Here is a 26,502-nt window from a genome sequence, read left to right on the forward strand (position 1 = left end):
GCAGGGCCTGAGAAACGGAGCTGTTCAAGCGCGTGACGGGAACGGACTTCGTCCATGTGCCTTATCCGGATCTCCCCACGGTAGTGGAGGAAGGCTATCCGGACCTTGTCACCGACATGTGGTTTGGCCTCGCGGTGCCCAAGGGAACGCCCAAGGACGTGATCCAGAAGCTGCAGGCCGACATTTCCGAGGCGCTGAACGAGCCGGCGTTCAAGGAAAAATATGCGAAGCTGGGCATGAATATGGTCGGCAGCACGCCTGAAGACATGCAAACCGTCGTGGACAAGGCGGCCGCCCGGTGGAAGCAGGTGATCGAGGAAGGCAATATCTCGATCGAGTGACGCGTTGCAGTGCCGGGGGAGTCCTGGATTCGTTCCCCCGGCCGGCATTGCTGCCGCCGTCCGGCGGATTACGTTCGGAGGAAGGGAAATTCGCTCTGGCTCATATCTTATATATAATAGAAGAGTACTGCCGTCCTACAGGGCGGCTGTGTCGCGCCCTTTGTCAGCCGGTAGCGGGTCGCCGGCCATTCTTCCGTATTAGAGCGAGCTAACCAATATGTCCACGACGTCGAAGATCATCTACACCCTTACTGACGAGGCGCCCGCACTGGCGACCTACTCCCTGCTGCCCATTATCGAGGCATACACCCGCTCGGCGGATGTGGCCGTCGAAACCCGGGATATCTCCCTGGCGGGCCGCATCCTGGCGGTATTCCCGGACTTCCTGTCCGACGAGCAGAAGATCTCCAACGCGCTGGCCGAACTGGGCGAGCTGGCCACGAAGCCGGAAGCCAACATCATCAAGCTGCCCAACATCAGCGCTTCCATGCCCCAGCTGAAGGCAGCCATCAAGGAACTGCAGCAGCAGGGCTACAAGCTGCCGGATTATCCGGACGAGCCCAAGAACGATGCCGAGAAGGACATCAAGGCGCGTTACGACAAGGTCAAGGGCAGCGCCGTCAATCCGGTGCTGCGCGAAGGCAACTCCGATCGCCGCGCGCCCTTGTCTGTCAAGAACTATGCCCGCAAGCACCCGCACAAGATGGGCGCCTGGAAGAAGGACTCCAAGTCGCATGTCGCCAACATGAGCGGCGGCGATTTCTACGGCAGCGAAAAATCCGCGCTGATCGCCAACGAAGGCTCGGTGCGTATCGAACTGACCGCCGCCGACGGCGCCAAGACCGTCCTCAAGGAAAAGACCGCCGTCAAGGCCGGCGAATTGATCGACGCTTCGGTCATGAGCTGCCAGGCGCTGCGCCGCTTCCTGGAAGAGCAGGTGGAAGACGCCAGGCAGCAGGGCGTGCTGTTCTCGGTGCACCTGAAGGCCACTATGATGAAGGTTTCCGACCCCATCCTGTTCGGCCACGTCGTGTCGGTGTATTACAAGGATGTCCTGGCCAAGCACGCGCAAGTGCTGGAGCAGGCTGGCTTCAATCCCAACAACGGCATCGGCGACCTGTACGCCCGCATCCAGTCTCTGCCGGCAGAGCAGCGCGCCGCCATCGAAGCCGACATCCAGGCCGAATACGCCAAGCGTCCGCAACTGGCGATGGTCAACTCCGACAAGGGCATCACCAACCTGCACGTGCCCAGCGACGTGATCGTCGACGCCTCCATGCCCGCGATGATCCGTGACTCCGGCTGCATGTGGGGTCCGGACGGCGAACTGCACGATACCAAGGCCGTGATCCCGGACCGCTGTTATGCCGGCATCTACCAGGCCGTCATCGACGACTGCAAGCAGAACGGCGCCTTCGATCCGGTGACGATGGGCAGCGTGCCCAACGTCGGCCTGATGGCCCAGGCCGCCGAGGAATACGGCTCGCACGACAAGACCTTCCAGATTCCCGCCGATGGCGTGGTGCGCGTGACCGACGAAGCCGGCAACGTGCTGCTCGAGCACTCCGTCCAGGCCGGCGACATCTGGCGCATGTGCCAGACCAAGGACGCGCCGGTGCGCGACTGGGTCAAGCTGGCCGTCACTCGCGCCCGCCTGAGCAACACTCCCGCCGTGTTCTGGCTGGACAGCGCCCGCGCCCATGACGCTCAACTGATCGCCAAGGTCGAGGAGTACCTCAAGGAACACGACACCAGCGGCCTGGATATCCGCATCCTGCCGCCGGTCGAGGCCACCAGGTTCTCGCTGGAGCGCATCCGCGCCGGTCAGGACACGATCTCGGTCACCGGCAACGTGCTGCGCGACTACCTGACCGATCTGTTCCCGATCATGGAACTGGGCACCAGCGCCAAGATGCTGTCCATCGTGCCGCTGATGGCCGGCGGCGGCCTGTTCGAAACGGGCGCCGGCGGTTCGGCTCCCAAGCACGTGCAGCAGTTCGTCGAAGAAGGCTTCCTGCGCTGGGATTCGCTGGGAGAATTCCTGGCCCTGGCCGCGTCGCTGGACCACCTCGGCCAGACCTACAACAATCCCAAGGCCAAGCTGCTGGGCAAGACTCTGGACCAGGCCACCGGCAAGTTCCTGGACGAGAACAGGTCGCCCGCCCGCAAGGTCGGCGGCCTGGACAACCGCGGCAGCCACTTCTACCTGGCCCTGTACTGGGCGCAGGCGCTGGCTGCCCAAACCGAGGACGCCGCCCTGGCCGCCCAGTTCACAGGCCTGGCCAAGACTTTGTCCGAGAACGAAGCCAAGATCGTGGCCGAGCTGGCCGCGGCCCAGGGCAAGCCCGTGGATATCGGCGGCTACTATCGTCCCGACACCGGGCTGACCGCCAAGGCGATGCGCCCCAGCGCCACGCTGAACGCGGCGCTGGCTGCGCTATGATGATGTGAGGGAGGAGGAGCCGCGCAACACGCGGCTCCTGCCTTCGCTCTAGATAGCGATGCTGATTCCGGCCCTTTTCTGGGCCGAAATTTTTTTGCCGCCGGGCCGCCCCTAGGATGAGCCCGGACATGCAACAGTCCCCTGCGGACTGTTGCATGCCTGGCGAATCCGAGCGGCATGCAGGCCGCGAGGTGGGGCCACAAGCCAAGATGTCGCGCCAGGCAGCAAGCCAAAGGCGCAGCGTGGGGGCATTTTTTGGGGGAAGGATGTCGCTCTACAAGAAAGCATGGATCTTCGCGATCTGGACTTTCGTGGTTCTTCTCACGTTTCCCTACTGGCTGCCGCTTTTTCAAAAGTTGCTCGGGCCATTCGGAACCGTGGCAGGCATCTTCTTCTGGCTGGGCCATGGAGTTGCCTCCATGGTCTTTTTCAGTTGCCCTGATTGCGGCCTTTCCGCCTTTCAGGGAAGCCAGGGCTTTTTCACCACGTATGCGCCATGGCCCCGCAGGAAATGCGGCCATTGCGGGCATGATCACGTGCGGATGGAGTCTTCTTCGCAGCGATAGCTTCTCCACAGGGAAAATGAAAATGCCTCCGCGGAGGCATTTTCATACTCTCAGCGCTTCTCGAGCGTTGACAGCTCTTGCCGCAGATGCTCCAGCTCTGCCCGCTCGCGCTCCAGCTTGCGTTCGAGGCTTTTCACCTTGTCGTATCGGCCTTCGGATTCTTTTTCCCGGATATCTTCAAGGATTTCGTCGATGTCGTCTTCCTGCTCGGCGATGTCATGTTTCTTTTCCCGGATGAGCCCGGCATCGGTGCAGTTCTTGCGGACCGCGGAGAGCGCCTTCTCGAGGCCGGCTACGCGATGGTTGTTGCCTGCCTCTCTGGCATATTGGATCTGCCGTTCCAGCTCGGATGCCTTTTGGTCGCATGCCGGATTGGACGCCATGACAGGAGTAACCAGGCCGCACATCAGCAAAAGGGCGGCCAGATGCTTGGTTGCCATTATTTCATCTCTGGAAAATACGGAATGCTGAAGATGTTACCTGAAACCGGGCCGGAACCACATGAGGCGGGCAAAGCCGATGTTTTAGGGGGGAATCTGCTGTTTCCCCTGCAGAAGTTCCGGCCTTGCTTTCGAGTTGGCGCTGGTTATTGTCGTGCCGCGATGTTCTGGTCGTTGCGTGGCAATTGATAGGTGCTGCGTACCCATGACTCCGACGGGCCGACAGGCTGATGGCAGTTCTCCGGACCCCTGCAGTAGCGGTAATCGACCCAGGCGTAGCGGCGGAATACTTCTGTCTTTCGCGTGATCTGGGCCTGCGACAGGTTGGAGGCGTATTCCTGGGTCGGATAGGCGACATAGCCGATGCCGTCATAGACTCCTGGCGCAATCATCATGGCTTCGCGCGTCAGCCGCGCGCTGGCAATGTGATCCGGGTGGTCGTGGCCAGGGCAGCGCCAGCATAGCTCGGTGTAGGCAATGGCAATGGTGTCGTCCATACGGCGCACGGTAGTTGGGTCATAGTCCCTGATGATGCTTGCCAGTGTATCGATCAGCGACGCGCGCGTGTAGCTTTGAGGCTGCTCCTCCAGCGTCTCCACAGTGTGCCCGGGAATGGATTCCGCCCGGCTCAGTGGCGTCAGGCTGCCCCAGCCCTTGCCCAGCCAGGGGTCGGTCAGCCGCATGTGCCACAGCTGGATGCGAGGGTTGGCACGCAGCGTGAAACCGGCCAGCCGGTAGGCGCCAACTTGCACCGTATCGGCAATCCAGTCGTCAGGCAGTCCCGCCATGAAGGCGTAGGCGGCGCGCACCGCGCTTTCGCGGTTGCGCATGTAGTCTGCGCCTTCGTTGCGTTCGCTGGCAGTCAGGTAGACCGTGCGCACGCAGCCGCCCGCCTGGATGGCCTCGTCGATGTCCGGATTCATGAACAGCAGGTCGTCGTCCATATGGGCGACGAATGCCAGGTCCCGGATGCCGTTGCAGTCGGGCTGGGGGGACGTGGGGACTGTGGGAGAGGCCTGGGCGGCAGCGTGGAGAATGCCGACTGCCAGCAGCGCTGGCAGGGAAATGGTGCGCAACAGGCGATAAGCCGAAAGGGGGGGCATGATGGAGCAGTGTGCCGTAGCAGGTTGGCGGCCTCGAATGAGGTCGCCGCGCAGCAGTATATCGCAACGCCGCCGTTAAGCCCGCTAATCGCGGCATCAGGTTTAACAGGGCGATGCCGAAGACAACAATACCATTGAGTGCTGCTACGTGAGTCGATGGTGCTGGCTATTGACCTGATCAGACTGTCATGCTCCCTTGCGCCTGGTGCCGGATCAGCCGGGCATAGGCGCCGCCGCTCGCCAGCAACTCGTCGTGCGTCCCCTGCCCGGCCAGTTTCCCTTGATCCAGTACCAATATCTGGTCGGCCTCGCGAATGGTCGAGAGCCGGTGAGCAATCACCAGGGTAGTACGCTCGCGCATCAATGTGTCGAGGGCGCTGCGTACCTGGATCTCGCTCAGCGTGTCCAGGTGCGAAGTGGCTTCGTCCAGGATCAGGATGGGCGCGTTCTTCAGGAAGGCGCGGGCGATGGAAATGCGCTGGCGCTGGCCTCCCGACAACTGCATGCCGCGCTCGCCGACCCGCGTTTCCAGGCCTTGCGGCAGCGCCGCCACGAAATCCGATAGTGCCGCTCGCTGCAGCGCGGCGTGGACTTCCTCTTCGCTGGCTTCGGGGCGGGCCAGCCGGATGTTGGCCGCCAGCGTGTCATTGAACAGGTAGGTATCCTGCGTCACAAGAGCCACATGATCGCGCAGGTCGTCCAGTTCGAGCTCGCGCACATCGATGCCGCCGATGCGGATCGCGCCGGCGTCCACATCCCAGAAACGCAGCATCAGGCTGGCGACCGTGCTCTTGCCCGCGCCGGAAGATCCCACCAGCGCCGTCGTGGCGCCGGGCCGGAGCTGGAAGGAGAGGGAGTCCAGCGTGGGCCGGGATGCCCGCGCATAGCGGAAGCCGACCTGGTCGAATTCGACCGGCAGCCCGCCTTGCGTGCGCGTCAGCCGGAGAGGGCCGTCAGTGACGGGCACGGGTTCGTTGCTTACCACGTGCAGCCGCCGGCTCGCGGCTATGGTGTCGGCCAGTTGCCGGCTCACCTGGGAAATCTCGGAAACGGGCAGGAAGGTTGCCAGCGCCACGAGCACCAGCAGCGGCACCATGACCGGATCGATCCCGCCCGTGCCGGCCATCAGCGCGCCCGCAACCGCCACTGCCAGGCCGCCCAGGCCCATGGCGACCTCGAACCAGGCGCTTTGCGCCGACAGGTCGTTCAGGATGGCCCGGCGCCGGATGCCGTAATGCTCGGCGATCTTCAGGAACTGCTCGCGCCGCTGAGTCGTGGCCTGGAAAGCGGTGAGATCCGCCAGGCCCTGGATGGTGTCCGTCATGTGCGCGCTCATCTCCCCGAGCGCGCCGCGGGCCTGTTCGCCCAGCGCATCGACGCGCCGCCTGCCGCGTACCGGAGACAGCAGGGCATAGGCCAGGAACGGCAGCAGCGCCAAGGCCACCGGCCAGCTGTAGACGGCCAGGAAGCCCAGCACGGTGGCGGGCACCACGACCGATACGATCGCCGGCGCGATGGTGTGCGCGTAGAAGTACTCGATCATTTCCACGTCCTGCGTGGCCAGGGCGACCAGGTCGCCCGAACGGCGCTCCAGCAGGTAGGCGGGCGCAAGCTGCTCGAGCTTGTCGAACAGATCGATGCGCATCTTCGCCAGCAGCTTGTAGGCCATCGCGTGCGCCAGCCAGGACTCCAGCCAGTGGAACAGCGCGGCTAGCGGGGCCACGATCAGCAGCGCAGCGATCAGTCCTCCGGTCGGCTCGCCGTTGCGCAGCGCCGCCACGACCAGCGCGCTCAGGGCGCCCACGCCGATGAAAGCCGCCACACGCGCCACGCCGAGCGCGATGGTGGCGGCCAGCGTGCCGCGCCAGGGCCGCACCACGGACAGCAACGTGGCAAGGACATCGCGCCAGCCGATCTGCGCGGCGTCTTCGTCGAGCGCTCGCGCCGCTGGCTCGGCGGAGGCGCTGGTCGTTGCGGAGGGCGATTGCTTTGCTTCGGCCATGGCCGGCGCCTGCCGGCTTGAGGCCTGCTCATGCATCAGTTGGTGGTACAGGCCGTCGTTGCGCATCAACTGTTCGTGAGTGCCGGACTCGACGATGCGACCCTGGTCCAGCACCAGCGTGCGGTCGGTATCGATCACGCTGGCCAGGCGGTGCGCGAGGATCAGCGTCGTGCGTCCGGCCATGAGGCGATCCAGTGCCTGCTGGATCAAGGCCTCGTTCTCGGAATCGACCGAGGACAGGGCTTCGTCGAGGATCAGGATGGGCGCGTCGCGCAGCAGCGCGCGGGCGATGGCGACGCGCTGGCGCTGCCCGCCCGACAGCTGCAGGCCGCGCTCGCCCAGCTGTGTCTCGTAGCCGTCGGGCAGAGACATGATGAAGTCATCGATGTTGGCGGAACGGGCTGCCGCGCGCACCTGTTCGCGGGTCGCGTCGGGGCGGCCAAGGCGAATGTTCTCGTCCAGTGTGCCATGGAACAAGGTGATGTCCTGGCTGACCAGGGCGATGTGCGAGAGCAGGGTGTCCGGGGACAGCTCGCGCACGTCGTATCCACCCACGGATATGCTTCCGCCCTGCGGCGTAGCCTCGCGCAGGAGCAGGCGGACGATGGTGGATTTGCCGGCGCCGCTGGGGCCGACCACGCCGACGCGCTCGCCTGCCGCGATCTCGAAGCTAAGGCCGCGATGCGCAGGGCGCTCGGGCTGGTACGAGAACATGACATCGTCGAAGCGGATGGCGGGATCCAGCCGCGCCGGCGCCAATCCGCTCTCGGTTTGCTCGTCGGCCCGGCGGGCATCGTTGAGCGCATGGATGCTGGCCGCCGCGGACTGTCCGAGCATGCCCTGGTGCAGCACCGCGCGCAGGTCGCGCAAGGGCCGGAAAATTTCCGTGCCGGCCATCAGTACGATGAGCAGAGCCTCCAGGCTCATCTCGCCGCTCATCACCCGTGCTGCGCCCAGCGTGATGGCAAGCGCGGCGCCCAGCGCCACGCCCAGGTCGCTGATGCCGCGCGTGAGCACGCTGACCGACAGAACCCAGAATGTCTGGTCCGACAGATGGCGGGCGCGCTCGGCCAGGCGGCGGCCGAAACTCTTGCCCTGGCCGAAGGCCTTGAGCGTGGGCAAGCCCTGCACAGCATCGAGAAAATCCTCGCCGAACTGGTTGAGGGCCTTTGAGCGCGCCTGGCTGGCGCGCCGGTCAAGCGCGTGCACAGTCGCCGGACCGAACAGGGAAAACAGCGCCGCGACCAGCAGTACCGCAGCAGTGGGCACGTCCCAGAACGCGATCACGGCGAAAATGGCCAGCGGCGCGATCAGCGAGATCGCGACCTGGGGCAGGTAGCGGCCGAAGAAAGTCTGCAACTGCTCCACGCCATCGATCACGGTCAGCATCACGCCTCCGGTGCGCTGGTTGGCGAACCAGGCCGGGCCCAGCGCGACGATGCGATCGTACAGGCCGGCGCGTAGGGTCTGCTGGATCGTGGCGGCGCAGCGGTTGGCCTCCACGGTGCGCAGATGATCCAGCCAGGCGCGCAACAGGATCATCGCGGCTGCCAGCAGGGCAGGCGTCAGCCATTGTTGCCAAGGCTGCTGGTCGAACACGCGGGCCAGCAACTGGCCCAGGAATACATAGCGGGCGATACCGGCCAGCAAGGCAAGCAGGCCGAGAAGCACGCCGCCGGCCATCCGTGAGCGCAGCCCGGCAGTCATGCGCCACAGGCGGAAATCAAAATACATGGCAACTCCTTTCGACCTGGGTATCTTACTTGAGGCGTAGGGGAGTGTCTTTGGCAAAGGGCGTGTGTTGATTGCCGGGGCGAACTGCCTTTCTGACGGGAAAGGCCCTCGCCATCGGGTTTGCGATGGCGAGGGCCTTTTGTTCCTGGAGGCTTATGTCGATTGCCCTTCGGACGAGGCAGGGTGGTCTATTCAGGTCAGTTTCTGGATCAGTGTAGAGAATTTGTTCAGCATCGCGGAGAGGAATTCGCGCGTCGATGCGTTGGTGACCTGGTAGTCGTCGTCGATCAGCCCCGGCTTGAACGATATGTAGGTTTCGCCGCCCATGACGGTCGCGCCCAGGATGCCCAGGATCTGTCGCAGATGCTGCTGGCCCACGGCGGTGCCGATGGCGCCGGGGGAAGCGCCGCAGATGGCCGTAGGCTTGTCGCGCCAGACATTGGCGTCAGCGGGCTTCGAGCCCCAGTCGATCGCGTTCTTGAGCAGGGCGGGGAGGGAGCGATTGTGCTCCGGCATGACGATCAGGACGGCATCGCAAGCGGCCACTTCCGACGTGAAGCGGTTGACGGTTTCAGGACGGTTGTCCTCGAGATCGCCGTTGTAGATAGGCAGATCGTCGATGCGGATGTCCTGGAATTGCAGGGAGGGGTCGGCCAGTTTTACCAGCGCCTTGGCAAGGATGCGGTTGATGGATGCCTTGCGGGCGCTGCCTACGATCAGGGCGATTTTCTTGGGTGTCATTGGAACCTCGGTCTTTTCATGCAAGCGGTTGAACGATTGTATGTTCGGTTTACCGGTAAAGCATGGCATATATGCACGGCCAGGGGAAGTGCCGAACGGCTGCCGGTCTTCCGGTACGGATGGAAGATGCCAAAGTATTTGCTGTGGTTATTTATCTGATTTTCTTATTAATTGATTTGATCTTTCTATTTTACTGATGATTCAGCAGGGACTATAGTGGCTTTCGTCAAAGCCATGCCAGTGCGGTTTTGATGTATGAAAAGATTAATAGAAAGAGGAGACGCATGAGCAATACGATCTGTCGGGTCGGTTGTGCGACGGGGTTTTCCGGCGACAGGGCTGATGGTGCCATCCCGCTGGTGCAGACGCTGATTGCGAAGGGCGGCGGCGTTCTGGTGTTTGAAACGCTGGCGGAACGGACCCTGGCATTGGCGCAATTGGAATTGGACCGCAATCCTGAAGCGGGGTACGAGAGCCAGCTCCATGACCTGATCTCTCCGATACTGGCAGACTGCCTGCGTCATCATATTCCCATCGTCGGCAACTTCGGGGCTGCGAATCCCCGCGCCGCGGCCATGTGCATTCTTGAGATCGCCCGCCAGCAGGGGCTGTCCGAGCCCCGCGTGGCGGTGGTGTTCGGAGACAAGCTGGAAACGCCAGAGCAGCGTCAGGCGCTGCGCGAGCGTCTGGGGGCTGCACTGGATGAGGTGGATGTCGTGAGCGCCAACGCGTACATCGGCGCCCACGAAATTGCCGAGGCATTGTCCGAGGGGGCCCAGGTGGTGGTGACGGGGCGGGTGGCCGATCCTTCCCTGGTGCTGGGGCCCGCCCTGGCGCAGCACGGATGGCGGGCCGACGACTGGGCGCAGCTGGGCTGCGCAACGATTGCCGGCCATTTGCTGGAGTGCGGCGCCCAGGTCACGGGCGGCTATTTCGCCGTTCCGGGCCTGAAGGACGTGCCGGACCTGCATGCGGTCGGCATGCCCATCGTGGAAATCCTGCAGGACGGCAGCTTCACTGTGAGCAAGGCTCAGAATACCGGCGGGTATGTCAATGCGCGCACGGTCAAGGAACAGTTGCTGTACGAAGTCCATGATCCCGCGCGCTATCTCACGCCCGACGTCGTGGCGGATTTCAGCCAGGCCTATGTGGAGGAAGTCGGCCAGGACGAGGTGGCGGTCCATGGCGTGACCGGACATGCCCGGCCGGATGAACTGAAGGTGAATGTCTGCTATCGGGGCGGGTGGCTGGCCGAGGCTGAGATTTCCTATGCGGGACTGCAGGCGGAAGCCAGGGCCAGGCTTGCCGCGGAGATCGTTCGCTGCCGCATCGCGGATCTGCTGCCTTTGCGTATCGACCTGATTGGCGCGCTGAGCATTCTTGGAGACGACGCCGGACGAATGCTGGCCAGGGAGCCCGATCTGCAGCGTCGCGATGTGCGCCTGCGCGTTGCCGCCATCCATGAGGAAAAATCCGTCGCGCAACGGGTTCCCAAGGAAGTGACGGCGTTGTATACCTGCGGGCCTGCGGGCGGGGGCGGAGTACGGACCAGCCTGCAGCCGCGCCTGCACATGATGTCGTGCACCATTCCGCGCGCCTTGGTGCGGGCAGGCTGGTACTGGATGAGGGGGCGGGAATGAGTGGTTCCATGGTGGAGGTTCCCCTGTACAGGCTGGCCCATAGCCGCACAGGAGACAAAGGAGATATATCCAGCATCAGCGTCATCGCGTGGGATGCGGCATGCTACGCGGTTTTGCTGGAAGAGGTGACTGTAAAGCGCGTGACGGAATGGTTCGCCGATCGCCATCCCGTCCGTGTGCTGCGCTATGAGCTGCCTGGACTGCAAGCGCTCAACCTGGTGCTGGAGGGAGTGCTGGACGGCGGGGTGAACCATGCGTTGAACCTGGATGCGCATGGCAAAGGCCTGTCATTCCATTTGCTGGATATGCCTGTCGGCATTCCCGAAAAAATGCGTGCTGCTTTGCCGGACATTGCAAAGACAGCAAATGACGCGATGAAGTAATCATCCTGTTTTCGAAGAGGAAAGAATATGCAGTTGACCCAATATGGTTGTTTTATCGATGGCGTCTGGGCGCCCGCCAGCTCCGGCGGCTATGTGGAGGTTCTTGATCCGGCAACAGGCTCTCTTATTGCCGAGATCGCGCGGGGGAGGGAAGCCGACGTCGATGCCGCCGTGGCAAGCGCCAGGCAGGCATTGCCGGCCTGGGCGGATAGCCTGCCGGCGCAGCGCGCCCGCCTATTGGCGGCAATAGCCAGGCGCATCCTGAACGAGCAGGAGGAGCTGGCAAGACTGGAATCGCTGGATACCGGCAAGCCCTTGCAGCAGGCGCAGGCGGATGCCGTGGCTGCGGCCCGCTTTTTCGAGTATTACGCCGGCATTGCCGACAAGGTCCAGGGGGCGTCCATCCCCATCGGGACGGAGTTTTTCGATTTCACCGTGCGCGAGCCCATGGGAGTGACGGCGCAGATCGTTCCCTGGAACTACCCCCTGCAGATTGCATGCCGCGGCATTGCTCCGGCGCTGGCCACAGGAAACACCGTCGTCGTCAAGCCGGCCGAACTGGCATGCCTGAGCGTCCTGGCCCTGACGCGCATTTGTCATGAAGAAGGCTTGCCCGCAGGTGTGCTGAATGTGGTGACTGGCTTGGGCCACGAGGCCGGGGCGGCGCTGGCGGCGCATTCGGACATCAACCTGCTCGTGTTCACGGGCTCTGTGCAGACAGGTCGCAATGTCATGCGCGCCGCGGCGGAAAACATTGTCCCCGTCCTGCTGGAGCTGGGAGGGAAATCTCCCAATATCGTCCTGCCGGACGCCGACGTGGATGCCATCGCGCCCCTGCTGCTGAAAGCCGCGTTTCCTCACGCCGGACAGACCTGCTCGGCCGGGACGCGGGTGCTGGTGCATCGCAGCCAGCACAAAAAGCTGGTCGAGCGCTTGAGCGCATTGCTCAAGACACTGAAAGTCGGTCCAGGGCTGCAGAAGCCGGATATCGGGGCCCTGGTCAGCCGCGCCCAGCAGCAAAAGGTGGAAGGATATATCGACCTCGCCCGGCAGGAAGGCGCAACGGTGATACAGGGCGGCGTATGGCAGGGCGATACCGATATGGCGGCAGGCAGTTTCGTCATGCCGACCATACTGGACGACGTCGGGGCCGGCATGCGCGTGCACCAGGAGGAAATCTTCGGTCCCGTGCTGAGCATCGTGGCGTTCGACGATGAGGACGAAGCGGTCAGGATCGCCAATGCCACGGAATACGGGCTCGTTGCGGGGGTATGGGGTAAGGATGTCGGCGCCACCCATCGGATCGCGCGGCGTGTCCAGGCCGGGCAGGTATTCATCAACTGCTATGGCGCCGGAGGAGGGGTCGAGCTGCCTTTCGGCGGTTACCGCAAATCGGGCTTCGGGCGTGAAAAGGGGCTGGATGCGCTGCTGTCCTACACGCAGGTAAAGAATATCTGCATCCGTATCGAGTCCTGAACATATCAAGGCATGCAAAGCAAAGGCGAATGACAATGGCCAAGACCGGTTTTTCTTTTTCGTGCCCCACCAAGGTGGTTTTCGGTGTGGACACGCATCGGCAGCTTCCCTCCCTGGTCAAGGAAAGAGGCGCAGCCCGTGTGTTTCTCGTTGTGGACCCTGCGCTGGTGCAAAGCCAGATCGTGCAGGCTATCTCATCGGGACTGAGCGATGACGGCATCTCCTTCGAGGTTTTTGCCGAGGGCACGCCGGATCCCGAGGATGTTGCGGTCCGGTTGGCGTTTGCTCGCTGCCAGGCGCACGGGGCCGAGGCCATGGTCGCCATCGGCGGAGGCAGCACCATCGACCTCGCCAAGGCCGTCGCCATCCTGATGACCAACGGCGGGGAAATCGCCGACTATGAGGGCATCGACAAGTTCGGGATTCCGCCCCTGCCGCTGATTGCCGTGCCGACGACGGCCGGCACAGGCTCGGAGGTTTCCGGCGCCTGCGTCATTACCGACACCTCCCGCGACGTGAAGATGGCGATCCGCCACGCGACGTATTGCCCGGCGCAGGTCGCCATCCTCGACCCCCTGGCGGTCGCGTCCATGCCCGCGCACGTGGCCGCCTATGCCGGGATCGATGCCTTCGTACACGCATTCGAATCCTATCTGTCCAAATTGGCGAACCCTTTTTCGGATGCCGTCAACATCCATGCCATGAAGCTGATTTCCGGCAGCATCAGGGAGTTTGTCGCGGACCGGAAGAACACGCAGGCGGCGCTGGACATGCTGTCGGGCTCGTCGATGGCGGCGCTATCCTTCGGCGTCACCGGATTGGGCAATGTGCATTGCATGGCCCTGCCGCTGGGCGGCCTGTTCCATGTCCCCCATGGCCTGGCGAATGCGGTTTGCCTGCCTGTCGTCGCCGAGTTCAACCTGAGCGCTCGGCAGGAGCGTTATGCGCATGTGGCTGAAATCCTGAACGCCGGCGGCACGGGGCAATCGGAGCAGGCCCGGGCGCAGGGCGCCGTAGAGGCCATCGGGGGAATATGCCGCGACCTGGGCATACCCGAGCGCCTGCGCGACGTCGGCGTAACGGAAGACGCCCTGGATGAGCTGGCCAGAAGAAGCTATGCCGCCGACTACAACCGCTGGAATCCTCGCTACACCACGGAAGAGGAGTTCAGGGAGCTGTTCCGCAGGATTTACTGAAGCTTGTTTTTGTGAAGATACAAAGAACATAACGTGCCTGGCACTATTTTTGCAATCCACCCTGGATAGGAGATGAAGATGAAAAAAATGATATTGGCGACCACCGTCATCGCAAGCCTTGCCTTGTCCGGCCCCGTGGCAATGGCGAAGTCGCTGGAAATCGCCAGTACCTACCCCAAGGACATGCCGTTTCTTGGCGAGGGGCTCAAGTACTTTGCCGCCACATTGAAAGACATCAGCGACGGCGATCTGACCGTCAACATCCACGGCGCCGGCGAGCTGGTGCCGGCGCTGGAGGTGCTGTCCGCGGTGAGCAGCGGCGCGGTCGAGGCCGGCTACGATTGGGTCGGTTACTGGGGAGGCAGCATTCCTGTCGCCAATCTGGCCGGCGCCTTGCCGTTTGGTCCCACGCCCGATATCCTCGCCGAGTGGATGTGGGAAGGCGGCGGCATGGAAATCATCCAGAAAGCCTACGATGCCCATAACCTGAAGTTCCTGCCTTGCTCCTTCACGCCGACGGAACCGGCCGGCTGGTTCCGCAAGGATATCGAATCCATGAAAGACCTGGACGGGCTCAGGATGCGTATCGGCGGACTGGCCGGCCGGGCGCTCAGCAAGGTCGGGGTGACGCCCCAGATGATTCCCGGCGGCGAAGTGTTCGTCTCCCTGGATCGTGGGCGAATAGATGCCGCGGAATTCTCGCTTCCCTCCATCGATGAAACCATCCAGTTGCAGAAGGCAGCCAAGAATTATTACTTCCCTGGCTGGCATCAGCCTTCCAGCATCAACTCGGTGATCATCAACAAGAAGACATGGGATGGCCTGAGCGGGAAGCAGCAGGTGCAAGTCGTCGCGGCATGCCGTTCGACGGTCTTCTGGTCCTTGTCCAATGGCGTCCAGGACCAGATTGCCGCCTTGCAGCGCCTGGAGGAGCAGGGCGTGCAGATCAAGCGCCTGCCTGATGATGTGCTGGAGGGCCTGCGCAAGGCATCGGACGAGGTCGTGGCGGAAGAATCCGCCAAGGACGCCATCTTCAAGGAAGCACATGAATCCCTGCAGGCGCACATGGATCGTTCCGGGCGCTGGCAGACGCTGCAGCAGATCAACTAAGGAGTTGCCGCAATGCGTCAGCGATCGACTGCTCGCGCTCTGGCGGCTTTCGGCGAGGCGTTGATGAGAATCAGCGCCTTGCCGGGCCGATACGGCGCCTGGATCATTCTGGTTCTTACCATCGTGGTCATCTTTTCCATTGTGGGCGCCCAGCTTGGCTGGAGCCACCTGTTCAAGTGGGGTTTCATGATTCCCCTGTTTGGCGACCATCTCAACATGACGGGGGTTTCCGAACTTCAGTGGCATCTGTTCGCCTTGCTGATCATGCTGGCGGGGGCTTACACGATGTCCATGGATCAGCATATTCGCGTTGACGTGGCGGCATCCCGGTTTTCCGCGCGCACCAAGGCCGTGATCGACATATGCGGCGATCTGCTGCTGTTGATGCCGTTCTTTGGGCTGCTGCTCTGGTTTTCCATAGACTTTGTTGGCATGTCGTACGGTTTTGCCGAACAGTCCAACAGCGGAGGGCTGGTCGATCGCTATCTGGTGAAAGCCGTATTGCCCCTGGGCAGCGCGCTGATTCTGGTCTGCGCGGCGGGACGCGTGCTGCGCAACGTGGCATGGCTGATCGAGCCCGGCATCCGGGCCGAAAACCTCTCCGGGCATGAAGCCAACCAGCAGAAGGAGCAGGCATGACCTACTTTTTACCCTCGCTCATGCTCCTGACATTGATCGCCGGAATTTTCTCCGGCTATCCGGTCGCCTTCTTGCTGGGCGGACTTTCCGTATTGTTCATGTTCCTGGGGGATGTGCCTCTGGCATCGTTTTCCCTGGTCACGAACAGGGTGTTCGGCTCCGTGCTGGAAAACTGGATATTGGCGGCGATTCCCCTGTTTGTCTTCATGGGGGTCATGCTGGACAAATCCAAGATAGCGGACAGCCTGCTGCTCGAGCTGGAGAAACTGTTCAGAGGCAGGGCCGGCGGGCTGGGGCTTGCCGTGATCATCATCGGCCTGGTCATGGCCGCCAGCACGGGAATCATCGGCGCATCCGTCGTCCTGATGGGAACGCTGGCATTGCCCCTGATGCTCAAGCGCAATTACGACAAAACGGTCGCGATAGGCACGATCCTGGGGTCGGGAACCCTGGGGATCCTGCTGCCGCCGAGCATCATGCTGGTGGTATTCGGCGATGTCATGCAGGTGCCTGTAGGCGACCTGTTTGCCGCCACCCTGATCCCCGGCGTGATGCTGGCGGGGTTCTATGTGCTCTATATCATCTACAACGCGTTGTTCCAGCCGCACAAGGTTCCCGCGAACAAAGTGACCGAGGCCTTGCCTGTGAAGGGCATTGTGCTGCGGGTGTTGCGGGATCTGATCGTACCCGCCCTGCTGATATCCAGTGTGCTGGTATCGATCGTGCTGGGCATCGCGACCCCGACGGAGGGTGCGGCAATTGGCGCGGGCTGCGCCTTGCTGCTGGCGCTGGCCAAGCGCAAGCTGCCCATGCCGGCGTTGGTCGACAGCCTGCGCTCCACAGCCTGCACGACCGGGATGATCCTGTTCCTCGCAATAGGAGCCACCGCCTACAGCCTGGTCTTCAAAAGGCTGGGCGGGCAGTCGATGATCGAGGACATCGTCGGCTCGTTCGGCGTCAGCCCATACATGGTGGTGCTGGGCATCATGGTGCTGATCTTCGTGCTGGGATTCTTCCTGGAGTGGATCGAGATATCCTTTCTGGTGCTGCCGCTGTTCACCCCTGTCGTGGCGGGGCTGGACTTTGGCGACAGCTTCCATAGCCAGGCCGATGTGCTGATCTGGTTCGCCGTGCTGGTGGCGGTGAATCTGCAGACTTCGTTCCTGACGCCGCCGTTCGGGTATGCGGTGTTCTACCTGAAGGGGATCGCGCCGGCGAATATCAGCACGGTGGATATTTACAAGGGTGTGATTCCGATCGTGGGGATGCAGTTGTTCGGGGTGCTGATGATTGCGCTGTTTCCTGCGATTGTTTTGTGGTTGCCCAAGGCGTTATAGGAGGATGAGGACTGTGTTGTGATAGCAGTCGGCACTGGCGCGCGGCGTGTGCTTCGGGCTAAGCTATGCGGACCAAATCGGTGATCCGGTGCAAGATCATGGCGTATATGCAAACCTGCGGATTCGGGTTTGAGTGCAGGTGTTTCAAGCTCGCCCACCGAAGCCTTTGAAAAACAAGAAACACATGAAAGAAAAGAGGAGTGATTGCGCATGTCCACAGCAACAGCGCGGGGCGTATCGGTGGCGGTCGGCTTGTTGGTCGGAGTGATAATGACGGCGCATGCCGCGCCTGACGCTATCTTCATTAATGCCCAAGTGTTTACTGCCGATGAGGCCAGGCCCGCGGCCCAGGCGTTTGCAGTGGAGGGAGGCCGCATCCTGGCCATAGGCGAGCAGGATGAAGTCCTGGCTCACAAGAGGCCGCATACGCAGGTAGTGGATCTGCAAGGCAGGGCGCGTGCTGCCGGGCCTGATTGATGCGCACACCCATGCGGTGATAGGCGGCCTGGCTGCCTTGTCGCCCAATCTGCAAGACGAGGAGCTGGATATTGCCAGCGTCAGGCAGAGAGTGCAGGCCTGGCGCGATGAGACGCGCAGTGACGCGGACCGGCCCCTGGTGGTCTTCGGTGTGAACCCCGCCACCTGGAAGAACCCGCAGGCTTTGGCCGAGGTCTTCGACGTCGGCAGTTGGATGTCCCAGCCTTTACTGCTGATGGGCTCGGACTTGCACACTGCCTGGGTCAATCGCGCCATGCGCGCCAAAGCCGGCATCGATGCAGCGTATGCGCGCGGCCTGACGGCGTCGCAGCGTCATACCGTGGGCGTGGCTACCGACGGCGAGCCGAACGGCGTCCTGGTTGATGCCGGAGTTGATCTGGTGACCTTGCAACTGCCCAAGCCCGACGAGGACCTGCTGCTGGAGGCAGGCAAGTTTGCAGTGCGCGCCAACAACCGCTATGGCATTACGGCCTGGATGGATCCGGCAGCTAACGCAGGTCCGGGCGAGGCGCTGTTTGCACGCGCGCCCGGCAGTACGGGGACAGGTATTTTGCCAGCCTATCGCGCCTTGGCCGAGGCGGGCGGCTTGAGTGCGCATGTGGCGGCCCTGCTGGTGGCGAGCCCGCTCAGCGATGCAGCGGATCTCGAACGTTTGAATGCCGTTCGCGAGCAATTTCAGGGCACGCCGAACCTGACCATGCCGGGCATCAAGATATTCGCCGATGGCGTGCTGGAGTACCCGGCGCAAAGCGCAGCCCTGCTGGGTGAGTACAGTAATTCAGGCAAGCGGGGCGAGATGCTGCTGACCCGCAAGGGCTTGCAGGCCCTGGTCGATGCGGCCGATGCGCGAGGCTGGCTGGTACACATCCATGCACTGGGCGACCGTGCCGTGCGCGAGTCCCTGGATGCCTTCGAGGCTGTGCGCGAGCATCGCGACAGCGGTGTGCGTCACTCCATCACGCATCTGCAACTGGTGGATGCCAATGACTATCCGCGCTTTGCGCGCCTGGGCGTCATCGCCGTTATGCAATTGCACTGGGCGGAGATGGACAATTACCTGCTTGATCTGGTCAAGCCCTATCTGAGCGAGACGGAATTCATGGGGCAGTATCCGGCGCGATCGCTGCAAAGGCAGGGCGCGGTGATCGCTGGCGCCAGCGACTGGCCGATTTCGACGGCCAACCCCTGGGAGGCCATGCATCATGCGATGACGCGCCACGGGCCGGGCGGCGGCCTGAACCCCGCCGAGCGCTTGGACAAGACCAGCATGCTGCTGGCCTATACCCGCCACGCTGCGCAGGCCATAGGCCTGGCGGACAAGATAGGCTCGCTGGAGCCAGGCAAGCAGGCGGACTTCATTGTCGTTGACCGTGATGTGCTGGAGGTTGACGCCGAGTCGTTGAAGCAGACGCAGGTGCTGGAGACTTACTTTGCCGGCGTCAAGGTGTACGCGGCGCAGTAGGCGCTGCCTGGCTTTCCCTCGGAAACGCCCCGGTCAACCCGCTGGATCGGGGGGGCTGCCGCATTGCTTTGGCGCCTCACGGCCATTGGAAGGTAATATCCTCATTGCGGGCAGTTCCGAATCAATTTATTACATACCCGCGGAGATCTTTGCGCTAGGGTAATGATTATAAGGATGGGAGACCGATCATTTAGTCCAGTCTTTATGCGCGGTCTTGAGCATGTGAGGTATTGAACCAGAATAAGGGGAAGCGCCATGATGCAGGCAGACGGGCTTTACAGGATTGCAAGAATCGTAGGGTGGGTTGTGCTGGCATCGATGGTCGCCGCCATCTTGTATGCCTGTATAACCGGAATTCGCTACTGGTCCGGCATCGGCGTATAAGGGGCACGCCATGAACAAGCGCCAGACGCGAATATTCGCGATCGCCTCCACGGCCATCGCCTCCGTCATTTTCCTCGGCCTGACGGTGGACAGCCACCGGCAGTTTCCCACCCTCACCAATTCCGACAACATCGATGACAGCGTAGTGCGCGGCCAGAACGTCTGGCACAACTACAACTGTATCAACTGCCATACGATTTTCGGCGAAGGGGCCTACTACGCGCCCGATCTCACCAAGATCACCCAGCACCGCGGCACGCCTTACCTGACGGCCTTCCTGAAGGATCCGGCGCAGTTCTACAACGAACAGACGCACCGGCGCATCATGCCCAACCTGAATATGACCGACGGCGAAATCGCCGATGTGATCGCCTTCATGGACTGGGTCAGCAAGGTCGACAACCAGGGCTGGCCGCCGCGGCCCATCCTGGTGGCGGGCGGCTCCATCCCCGGCACCGACCTGAGCCTGACGCAGCAAAGCAGCGAGGGCCAGGCCGAAGCCAGCGGGCTGCCGCCGGGCGCCCGCCCCGTCAGCAGCGACAACAACCCCATCGCGCTGGGCGAAGCCCTGTTCAAGACCGCAGTGCCGACCTGTGCGGCCTGTCACAGCATGGCGCCCGGCGTCAACCTGGCGGGGCCGTCGCTGGCCAACATCGCTACCATGGCCGAAGACACCCTGAAGTCCGGCGACTACAAGGGCAAGGCCACCACGGTGGAGGAATTCATACGCGAATCCATTGTCGAGCCCAGCGCCTACCTGCATCCGGGTGCAATGTACTCGGCCGGCGGCACGTCCTTCATGCCGACGACCTATGGCCAGGACCTCAGCGATGAGCAGATAGACCAACTGGTCGCCTACCTTAAATCGTTCAAGTAAATCGTCGGGGAGCCACCATGCGTTACAGATCTCAATCCGTCGCCTATTGGTATTTTGCCCTGGCGCTCATCCTGTTCGGTCTGCAACTGGTATTCGGCCTGCTGTCGGCGGCCAAGTACCTGGGGCCGGACCCGCTGCTGAACATCATGCCCTTCGACGTCACCAAGACGGTGCACACCAACCTGCTCATCGTCTGGGTCCTGACCGGCTTCATGGGCGCCACCTACTGGATCGTGGCCGACGAGTCGCGCACCGAGCTGTACAGCGTCAAGCTGGCCTATATCCAGCTGGCCTTGTGGGCCATTATGGGCGTGACCGCCATCATCAGCTACTTCTTCGGCCTGGGCACCGGCAACAAGCTGCTGGAGCAGCCCCTGCCCAACAAGCTGCTCATTGTCGTCTGTATGCTGATCTTCCTTTACAACATCGGCATGACGATCAAGCGCTCGGGCCGCTTTACCACCACCGAAGGCGTGCTGCTGCTGGGCCTGGCCAGTTCGGCCGTGCTGTACGTGCCGGCACTGCTGCACTACTCCAATTACGTCGTGTCCATTTTCTACCGCTGGTGGACCATACACCTGTGGGTGGAGGGCGTATGGGAAATGATCCAGGGGTCCTTCCTTGCTTACTTGCTGATCCGCCTTTCGGGCGCCGACCGCGAAGTGCTGGAAAAATGGCTGTACGTGATCGTCGGACTGGTATTCATCGCCGGCATCCTGGGTACCGCGCACCACTATTACTGGGTCGGCGTGCCGTCCTACTGGCTGCCGCTGGGGGGCTTCTTCAGCGCGCTCGAGCCGGTCGCCCTGGTCGGCATGGCCATGTACGCCTACTTCGCCATCCGCCGGACCGGCGTGCGCCATCCCAATATCCTGGCTCTGCACTGGGCCATCGGCAGCGCCGTCTTCACCCTGTTCGGCGCGGGACTGCTGGGCCTGGCCCATACCTTCCCGCAAATCAACAAGTGGACGCACGGCACACTGATCACCGCCATGCACGGACATGCCGCCTTCTATGGCGCATATGTCATGATCGTGCTTGCCGTCATCAGCTACGCCGCGCCCACGATGACGAAGGGCCGGCCCGAAGAGGGCACCTCGCTGGGCATGTGGGCCTTCTGGCTGCAGATCGCCGGCATGTTCGGCATGACGCTGTCTTTCGCCACGGCCGGCATCGGCCAGGTCTACCTGGAGCGCGTGATGGGCATAGGCTATCTGGACGTGCAGCTGAAGATACAGGTGCATTTCCTGATGCTGGTTGCCACGGCCTCGGTGTTCGTGATTGGCGCCATGCTGTTCATCTACGACTTTTTCCGTTATCCGCCGCGCCAGGTGCCGCTGGAAGACGGCGCGCCCGTGACGGCGACGCCGGGACGCGGCGTCGCCCAGGCTTCGGGCGCAGCGAAGGGTTCGTTGGCCAATGAACAGATTGGTTGAAGAGGGTGCCGCGATGCAGAATGCGCAGGGCGGAGCCTTGGCTCCGCCGCTCGCTGTCGAGCCTTTCTATCTGCCCGCCGGCGACGAGGTCGAGTTGTTCGAGCAGTGCCATCACAACAAGCTGGCCGTCATGCTCAAAGGCCCGACCGGCTGCGGCAAGACGCGCTTCGTGGAGCACATGGCCTGGAAGCTGGGTCGCCCGCTGGTCACCATATCGTGCCACGACGACCTGACCGCCAGTGACCTGATCGGACGCTATCTGATCAGGCACGACCGCACGATATGGCAGGACGGCCCGCTGACCGCCGCCGTGCGCGCGGGCGCTCTCTGCTATCTGGACGAAGTCGTCGAAGCCAGACAGGACACCGTCGTAGTCCTGCATTCGCTTACCGACTACCGGCGTACGCTGAGCATAGACAAGACCGGCGAGATGCTGGAGGCCGCGCCCGGCTTTCAACTGGTCGTGTCGTACAACCCCGGCTACCAGCGCATGCTGAAAGACCTGAAGCCCAGCACCCGCCAGCGCTTCGTGACCCTGGATTTCGAATTCCCGCCTCCCGACCGGGAAGCCGAAATCGTCGTTCGGGAGAGCGGAATCGAACCCTCCCAGGCGCGCGCCCTGGTGGAGCTGGCCCACAAGCTGCGCGGCCTGCAGGACCGGGGCCTGGCCGAAGTGCCCAGCACTCGCCTGCTGGTGGCCACGGCCCAATTGATCGGGCGCGGCATTCCTGTGCGGCGCGCCTGCCGGGTGGCGCTCATTGCTCCATTGTCCGACGACGCCGCGCTGGTGGGCGCCATGACGGACTTGGTTGAACTCACTTTTCCCTGATGTCTGCCGATACGATTCGACTGGAGGGCATCCTGAACCGTACCGGCAGGCTTGACCACGCGCCTAAGCGCAAGCCTCGGCCTTCAGGCCGAGGTCGAGCGAGGCAGTACCCATGCGGCGCCGAAGGCGCCCCCCGTATTGTGGTGGATGAGCCAGGACAGCAGACAGTCCCAATGGACTGTCTGCTGCCTGCGAATCCGAGCGGCATGCAGGCCGCGAGGCGGGCCACGAAGTGGTACTCTGGCCCTTGGGTCGGAGTTCTTCACCGGTAAACGCGGAGCGATATATGGCGGAAGCGGAAGACGTCATCACCGATGCGGCCCGGCACGCCACCATCTACGCTCGCGAACTGTGGCTGCGCCGGCGCGGCAAGGCCGATGCGCCTCGCCCCATCATCCTGGCGCAGGCCGCCGCTCGGCTGGACTTGCTGATCAGTGCCGTCTTCGAGCGCAGCTATCCTATTAGAGTGGCGCAAGTCCCGGCCGCGCCCACATTTCTGAAGAGCCTGTTTCACCGGTACGACGTAGCGCAGTCCGCATCGGCCTTGCCCGCCACCGACGGACGCGCCATCTGGCTGCCCAACAGCCTGGGCAGCACTGACTGGACCGAAGCCTTGCGGCAGTTTCGCACCCTGGCGCTGCTGCAGGCCATGCGCGCCTTGCGCGGCAGCGCCGACGTCCTGGCCGCCCCAGGCGAACCATTGTGTCCGCGCACCCAGGCGCTCTATCTGCTCCTGGAGGCGCAGGCTTGCGACCATGAACTGCTGCTGCGGCTGCCCGGCATGGCGCCGGCGGTGACGGCCCTGCGCCGGCAGGTGCTGGCCGGGCGCCCGGCTGTGGAGCGGCTGCCCGCGGCCTGCCGCGAAATCGAAATCCGCCTGCGCGCCGCCTTGGCGGCGGACCCGGCCCCGGATCAGGCGCAGGGCGACACGCCCGGATTGCCCCTGTGCGCATCGCCCGCCGACTCCTTGCGGCAGGCACGCCTGTTCGTCCAGGCCATGGACCGCGACCCGGCGCAGGCCGGCGCCAGATTCCGGCCTGCAAGCGACAAGACTCCGCATACCCACGCCGTCTTCAAAGACCTCTGGACCGGCGATCTCATTCCCCCCGCCGACCCGGGCGCGGACTCCCTTGAGGACGTGGCCTTGGCCGACCTGCGCAGCGACGCCGCACGCAGCGCCCGCCTGCCGCGCAGCCCCAAAGAGCGCAAGGCGAATGAAGACGAAGACGACGACAAGCAGGGCGTATGGATGGTGCAGACCGCCGACCCGCTGGAAAAGGCCGAAGACCCCATGGGGATGCAGCGCCCGGCCGACCGCGACCAGGACACCGCCGCCGAGGAATACGCCGACGCCCTGTCGGAACTGGAGCAGGCCAGGCTGGTCAGCAGCCCCACGCCCGCCAAGGAAATACTGCTGTCGGACGACCCGCCCGACAAGCGCGCCTCTGCCCGAAGCACGCCGGCGTCGGCGACCGAGCGCCTGTTGCGCTACCCCGAATGGGACTATCGCCTGGGCGGCTATCGCCACCCCGGCGCCGCCGTACACCTGCTTCCCGCCGAACCCGGCTCCCAAGCCTGGGTGGACAGCACCCTGGCCAGGCACCGCGGCATGCTCCACACCATACGCCGCCACTTCGACGTCCTGCGTCCCGAACGCCAATGGTTGCAGCGCCAGGCCGACGGCGACGACATTGATCTGGACGCCTGGATAGAAGCCGGCGCCGACGCCAGGGCCGGACTGCCCGTACCCCAGAACCTGTACCGGCAGCAGCGTCCCCAGGCGCGCAACCTGGCCATCATGCTGCTGGTCGACATCAGCGGGTCCACCGACTCCTGGCTGTCCGGCAACCGCCGCATCATCGATGTTGAGCGCGAAGCGCTGCTGCTGGTCGCCATCGCCCTGGAACATATGGGCGAGCCCTGCGCCATCCAGGCTTTCTCGGGCGAGGGGTCCCAGGGCGTCACAGTGCGGCACATCAAGGATTTTTCCGAAGCGCACGGGCCAGATATTGCTTTGCGTATTGCCGCGCTGGAGCCGCAATACTACACGCGCAGCGGAGCGGCCTTGCGCCATGCTACGGCGCAGTTGATGAAGCAGCCCGCGCAGCACAGGCTGCTATTGTTGTTGTCGGATGGTAAGCCCAACGATGTGGACGAATACGAAGGCCGCTATGGTGTCGAAGACACCCGGCGTGCTGTTATTGAAGCTCGCATGCAGGGAGTGTTTCCCTTCTGCCTGACTATAGACCGCCAGGCTGCAAAGTACCTGCCGGGCATGTTTGGAGTCGGGCAGTATGCTTTGTTGCAGGATCCGGTTGAGTTGCCTAAGGCTTTGCTGGCGTGGTTGCGGAAATTGGTGGGGGGAGGGTGACGGATTAATGGATACTGCCGCCGTAGATAAACTTGGGCATGCTCCAGCCGTAACGCAAGGCCAGTAGACGCAACGCTAGGCCGCTGCACATGGCGATTGCCATCACGCCATCGTGGTTCCAGTCCAATGACAAGCCGCCGATATATAGCAGGCCCGTAAAAATGGAAACGGTAGCGTAGAGTTCGGCTCGGAATAGCAAAGGAATACTGTTGCATAAGAGATCGCGCAGGACGCCGCCTGCGCAGCCGGTAATCATGCCGGATGCGACGACGACTACCACGGGAAGCTCCAGACTGATCGCGACATTGCATCCGATGACGGTAAACACAACCAATCCTACAGCGTCCAGGAACAAGAAAATGTTCCTCAGTTTGTGCATATAACGGGCAATGGCAATCGTGAATAGCGCGGCGCCCCCCGTGAGGAGCAGGTAGGAAGGATGCGCGACCCAGGTCAGTGGATGGTGGTCGAGCAGTACATCGCGCATGGAGCCACCGCCTAGGGCCGTGACGCACCCCAGCAGGCAGACGCCTATCCAGTCCATCTCCCGCTTGCCCGCCGCCAGCGCAGCGGTCATGGCTTCAGCGATGATGGCAATCACGAAAAGCGTGTGCAGCAGGGATGTGGCTTCGAAGGTCGCGTTCATGCTTGGGATGATAGATCAGGCGAGCAGCGGGAGGGGAGTGGAGGCGGTACGCCTCTTGCAGTGGGGGATTTTGAGTTTGCGTTCAAAGGTGTTTGTCTAGGGAAATGAGGTGAAGCTGAGCGTAGGTTGAGATAGACAAAAGTAATTGTTAATCAGTGGGTTAGCGTAGTTTATCGAAAACAAACGGGACTGGGGAGTGTACCTGTACTGTACCGAATTTCGGTACAGTACACATGGGCTTTAGTCTCTTACGTTTGAAGCTGATGGTTTGTTTGTGGACGAGGCATCAATTAAGACTATATCTGGGCTGCCTAATAGGCCCAGCTCGTTCAAGATGTCTTGAGTTCTTATCAATTCAGAATCGGAGAAGTACAGGATCACCTTGATAGAGCTTGACGTATTGTTCGCTGCTTCGTATACGCCCACCTGGTGCTTTAGATTTTGTTTGAGTTTGGAATTCGAGGCTAGCTTAAATTCGACTAGCGTTTTATCTGAGCTGCCTCTGGAGATCTTGTAGTCCACGGGGCCTCGTCCGTTATTTACTTCTCTATTGACGTCGAAGCCGCTATCAGCATACCAAGTTAACCGATACATTAATTGAAGATCCGCTTCTCTTTTTATGGGTTCTCCCTTTACATAGAAGAAGCGATAGCCGTCTTGGTTTTCTATGACATCTTTTAGGTAGCTTATGCGTTTCAATGCTTCTTGGAAGCTATTTCCTTGGCTGTAGAATGAGCTCCCTGCTAAATAGTTTGAATCGCCCCGGGAATCGCGGAGGCTGTTTGGTTAAAGTACAGCGTTCATCGGCACGGCGGCGGGGTGAGTACGGTGATAGAGTTCCTCCGCCT

The 26,502-nt window shown here is 62.4% G+C and carries 21 protein-coding genes; 16 read left to right on the forward strand and 5 right to left on the reverse strand.

Annotated features, from left to right (window positions below; genetic code table 11):
* The first annotated feature begins 32 nt into the window (after positions 1–32).
* The 3 genes from EV686_RS16985 to EV686_RS16995 all read left to right on the forward strand — a co-directional run bounded on the left by EV686_RS16985 (position 33) and on the right by EV686_RS16995 (position 3,350).
* Positions 33–341 (forward strand): Bug family tripartite tricarboxylate transporter substrate binding protein, encoded by a 309-nt coding sequence (locus EV686_RS16985; protein WP_165972666.1) that lies wholly within the window; start codon positions 33–35, stop codon positions 339–341.
* A gap of 217 nt (positions 342–558) precedes the next feature.
* Complete coding sequence (locus tag EV686_RS16990) at positions 559–2,784, forward strand: NADP-dependent isocitrate dehydrogenase (protein ID WP_132478150.1); 2,226 nt, start codon at positions 559–561, stop codon at positions 2,782–2,784.
* Between the two features lie 155 nt (positions 2,785–2,939).
* Positions 2,940–3,350 carry a hypothetical protein gene (locus EV686_RS16995; RefSeq protein WP_132478151.1) on the forward strand — a complete coding sequence of 137 codons (411 nt, stop codon included), beginning with the start codon at positions 2,940–2,942 and terminating at the stop codon, positions 3,348–3,350.
* Between the two features lie 50 nt (positions 3,351–3,400).
* On the opposite strand, the gene EV686_RS17000 is transcribed toward EV686_RS16995, so the two are convergent.
* The 4 genes from EV686_RS17000 to EV686_RS17015 all read right to left on the reverse strand — a co-directional run bounded on the left by EV686_RS17000 (position 3,401) and on the right by EV686_RS17015 (position 9,370).
* A complete protein-coding gene (locus tag EV686_RS17000) occupies positions 3,401–3,790 on the reverse strand; it encodes a DUF1090 domain-containing protein (RefSeq protein WP_132478152.1) in 390 nt (129 codons plus the stop codon).
* Positions 3,791–3,936: 146 nt separating this feature from the next.
* Positions 3,937–4,893, reverse strand: coding sequence for a PIG-L family deacetylase (locus tag EV686_RS17005; RefSeq protein ID WP_132478153.1), 957 nt, complete (start codon positions 4,891–4,893; stop codon positions 3,937–3,939).
* A 178-nt stretch (positions 4,894–5,071) separates the two neighbouring features.
* The gene (locus EV686_RS17010) at positions 5,072–8,629 is read right to left on the reverse strand and encodes an ABC transporter ATP-binding protein/permease (protein ID WP_132478154.1); all 3,558 of its coding nucleotides are present in this window, start codon (positions 8,627–8,629) and stop codon (positions 5,072–5,074) included.
* Between the two features lie 192 nt (positions 8,630–8,821).
* Entirely contained in the window at positions 8,822–9,370 is a 549-nt protein-coding gene (locus EV686_RS17015; RefSeq protein WP_132478155.1) for an NADPH-dependent FMN reductase, read from the reverse strand.
* A 284-nt stretch (positions 9,371–9,654) separates the two neighbouring features.
* Between EV686_RS17015 and EV686_RS17020 the strand changes: the two genes are divergently transcribed.
* The 13 genes from EV686_RS17020 (at position 9,655) to EV686_RS17075 (ending at position 25,008) form a co-directional block, all read left to right on the forward strand.
* Positions 9,655–11,010 (forward strand): acyclic terpene utilization AtuA family protein, encoded by a 1,356-nt coding sequence (locus EV686_RS17020; RefSeq protein ID WP_132478156.1) that lies wholly within the window; start codon positions 9,655–9,657, stop codon positions 11,008–11,010.
* Complete coding sequence (locus EV686_RS17025; protein WP_132478157.1) at positions 11,007–11,393, forward strand: AtuA-related protein; 387 nt, start codon at positions 11,007–11,009, stop codon at positions 11,391–11,393. The genes EV686_RS17020 and EV686_RS17025 overlap by 4 nt, the downstream gene beginning before the upstream one ends.
* Positions 11,394–11,420: 27 nt before the next feature.
* The gene (locus tag EV686_RS17030; protein ID WP_132478158.1) at positions 11,421–12,869 is read left to right on the forward strand and encodes an aldehyde dehydrogenase family protein; all 1,449 of its coding nucleotides are present in this window, start codon (positions 11,421–11,423) and stop codon (positions 12,867–12,869) included.
* Between the two features lie 29 nt (positions 12,870–12,898).
* Positions 12,899–14,065, forward strand: a complete 1,167-nt coding sequence (locus tag EV686_RS17035) for an iron-containing alcohol dehydrogenase (RefSeq protein WP_243650938.1) — start codon at positions 12,899–12,901, stop codon at positions 14,063–14,065.
* Between the two features lie 78 nt (positions 14,066–14,143).
* Positions 14,144–15,175 carry a TRAP transporter substrate-binding protein gene (locus tag EV686_RS17040; RefSeq protein WP_243650939.1) on the forward strand — a complete coding sequence of 344 codons (1,032 nt, stop codon included), beginning with the start codon at positions 14,144–14,146 and terminating at the stop codon, positions 15,173–15,175.
* A gap of 12 nt (positions 15,176–15,187) precedes the next feature.
* Positions 15,188–15,814, forward strand: coding sequence for a TRAP transporter small permease subunit (locus EV686_RS17045; RefSeq protein ID WP_132478160.1), 627 nt, complete (start codon positions 15,188–15,190; stop codon positions 15,812–15,814).
* On the forward strand, positions 15,811–17,151 hold the full coding sequence (locus EV686_RS17050) for a TRAP transporter large permease (protein WP_132478161.1): 1,341 nt from the start codon (positions 15,811–15,813) through the stop codon (positions 17,149–17,151). Before EV686_RS17045 ends, EV686_RS17050 begins: the two co-directional genes overlap by 4 nt.
* 210 nt (positions 17,152–17,361) lie before the next feature.
* On the forward strand, positions 17,362–17,628 hold the full coding sequence (locus EV686_RS18740; protein WP_207901850.1) for a hypothetical protein: 267 nt from the start codon (positions 17,362–17,364) through the stop codon (positions 17,626–17,628).
* Positions 17,609–19,111, forward strand: coding sequence for an amidohydrolase (locus EV686_RS17055; RefSeq protein ID WP_207901852.1), 1,503 nt, complete (start codon positions 17,609–17,611; stop codon positions 19,109–19,111). The genes EV686_RS18740 and EV686_RS17055 overlap by 20 nt, the downstream gene beginning before the upstream one ends.
* A gap of 394 nt (positions 19,112–19,505) precedes the next feature.
* The gene (locus tag EV686_RS17060; protein WP_132478162.1) at positions 19,506–20,372 is read left to right on the forward strand and encodes a c-type cytochrome; all 867 of its coding nucleotides are present in this window, start codon (positions 19,506–19,508) and stop codon (positions 20,370–20,372) included.
* 17 nt (positions 20,373–20,389) lie between these two features.
* A complete protein-coding gene (locus EV686_RS17065) occupies positions 20,390–21,808 on the forward strand; it encodes a cbb3-type cytochrome c oxidase subunit I (RefSeq protein ID WP_243650940.1) in 1,419 nt (472 codons plus the stop codon).
* 13 nt (positions 21,809–21,821) lie between these two features.
* Positions 21,822–22,637 (forward strand): CbbQ/NirQ/NorQ/GpvN family protein, encoded by an 816-nt coding sequence (locus tag EV686_RS17070; RefSeq protein ID WP_132478174.1) that lies wholly within the window; start codon positions 21,822–21,824, stop codon positions 22,635–22,637.
* Between the two features lie 286 nt (positions 22,638–22,923).
* Positions 22,924–25,008, forward strand: coding sequence for a nitric oxide reductase activation protein NorD (locus EV686_RS17075; RefSeq protein WP_132478163.1), 2,085 nt, complete (start codon positions 22,924–22,926; stop codon positions 25,006–25,008).
* Positions 25,009–25,012: 4 nt separating this feature from the next.
* Here the strand turns inward: EV686_RS17075 and EV686_RS17080 are convergent, their stop codons facing one another.
* The gene (locus EV686_RS17080) at positions 25,013–25,654 is read right to left on the reverse strand and encodes a trimeric intracellular cation channel family protein (RefSeq protein ID WP_132478164.1); all 642 of its coding nucleotides are present in this window, start codon (positions 25,652–25,654) and stop codon (positions 25,013–25,015) included.
* Positions 25,655–26,502: the final 848 nt, after the last annotated feature.

The sequence above is a fragment of the Paracandidimonas soli genome, from assembly GCF_004342005.1.
Classification (GTDB): domain Bacteria; phylum Pseudomonadota; class Gammaproteobacteria; order Burkholderiales; family Burkholderiaceae_B; genus Paracandidimonas; species Paracandidimonas soli.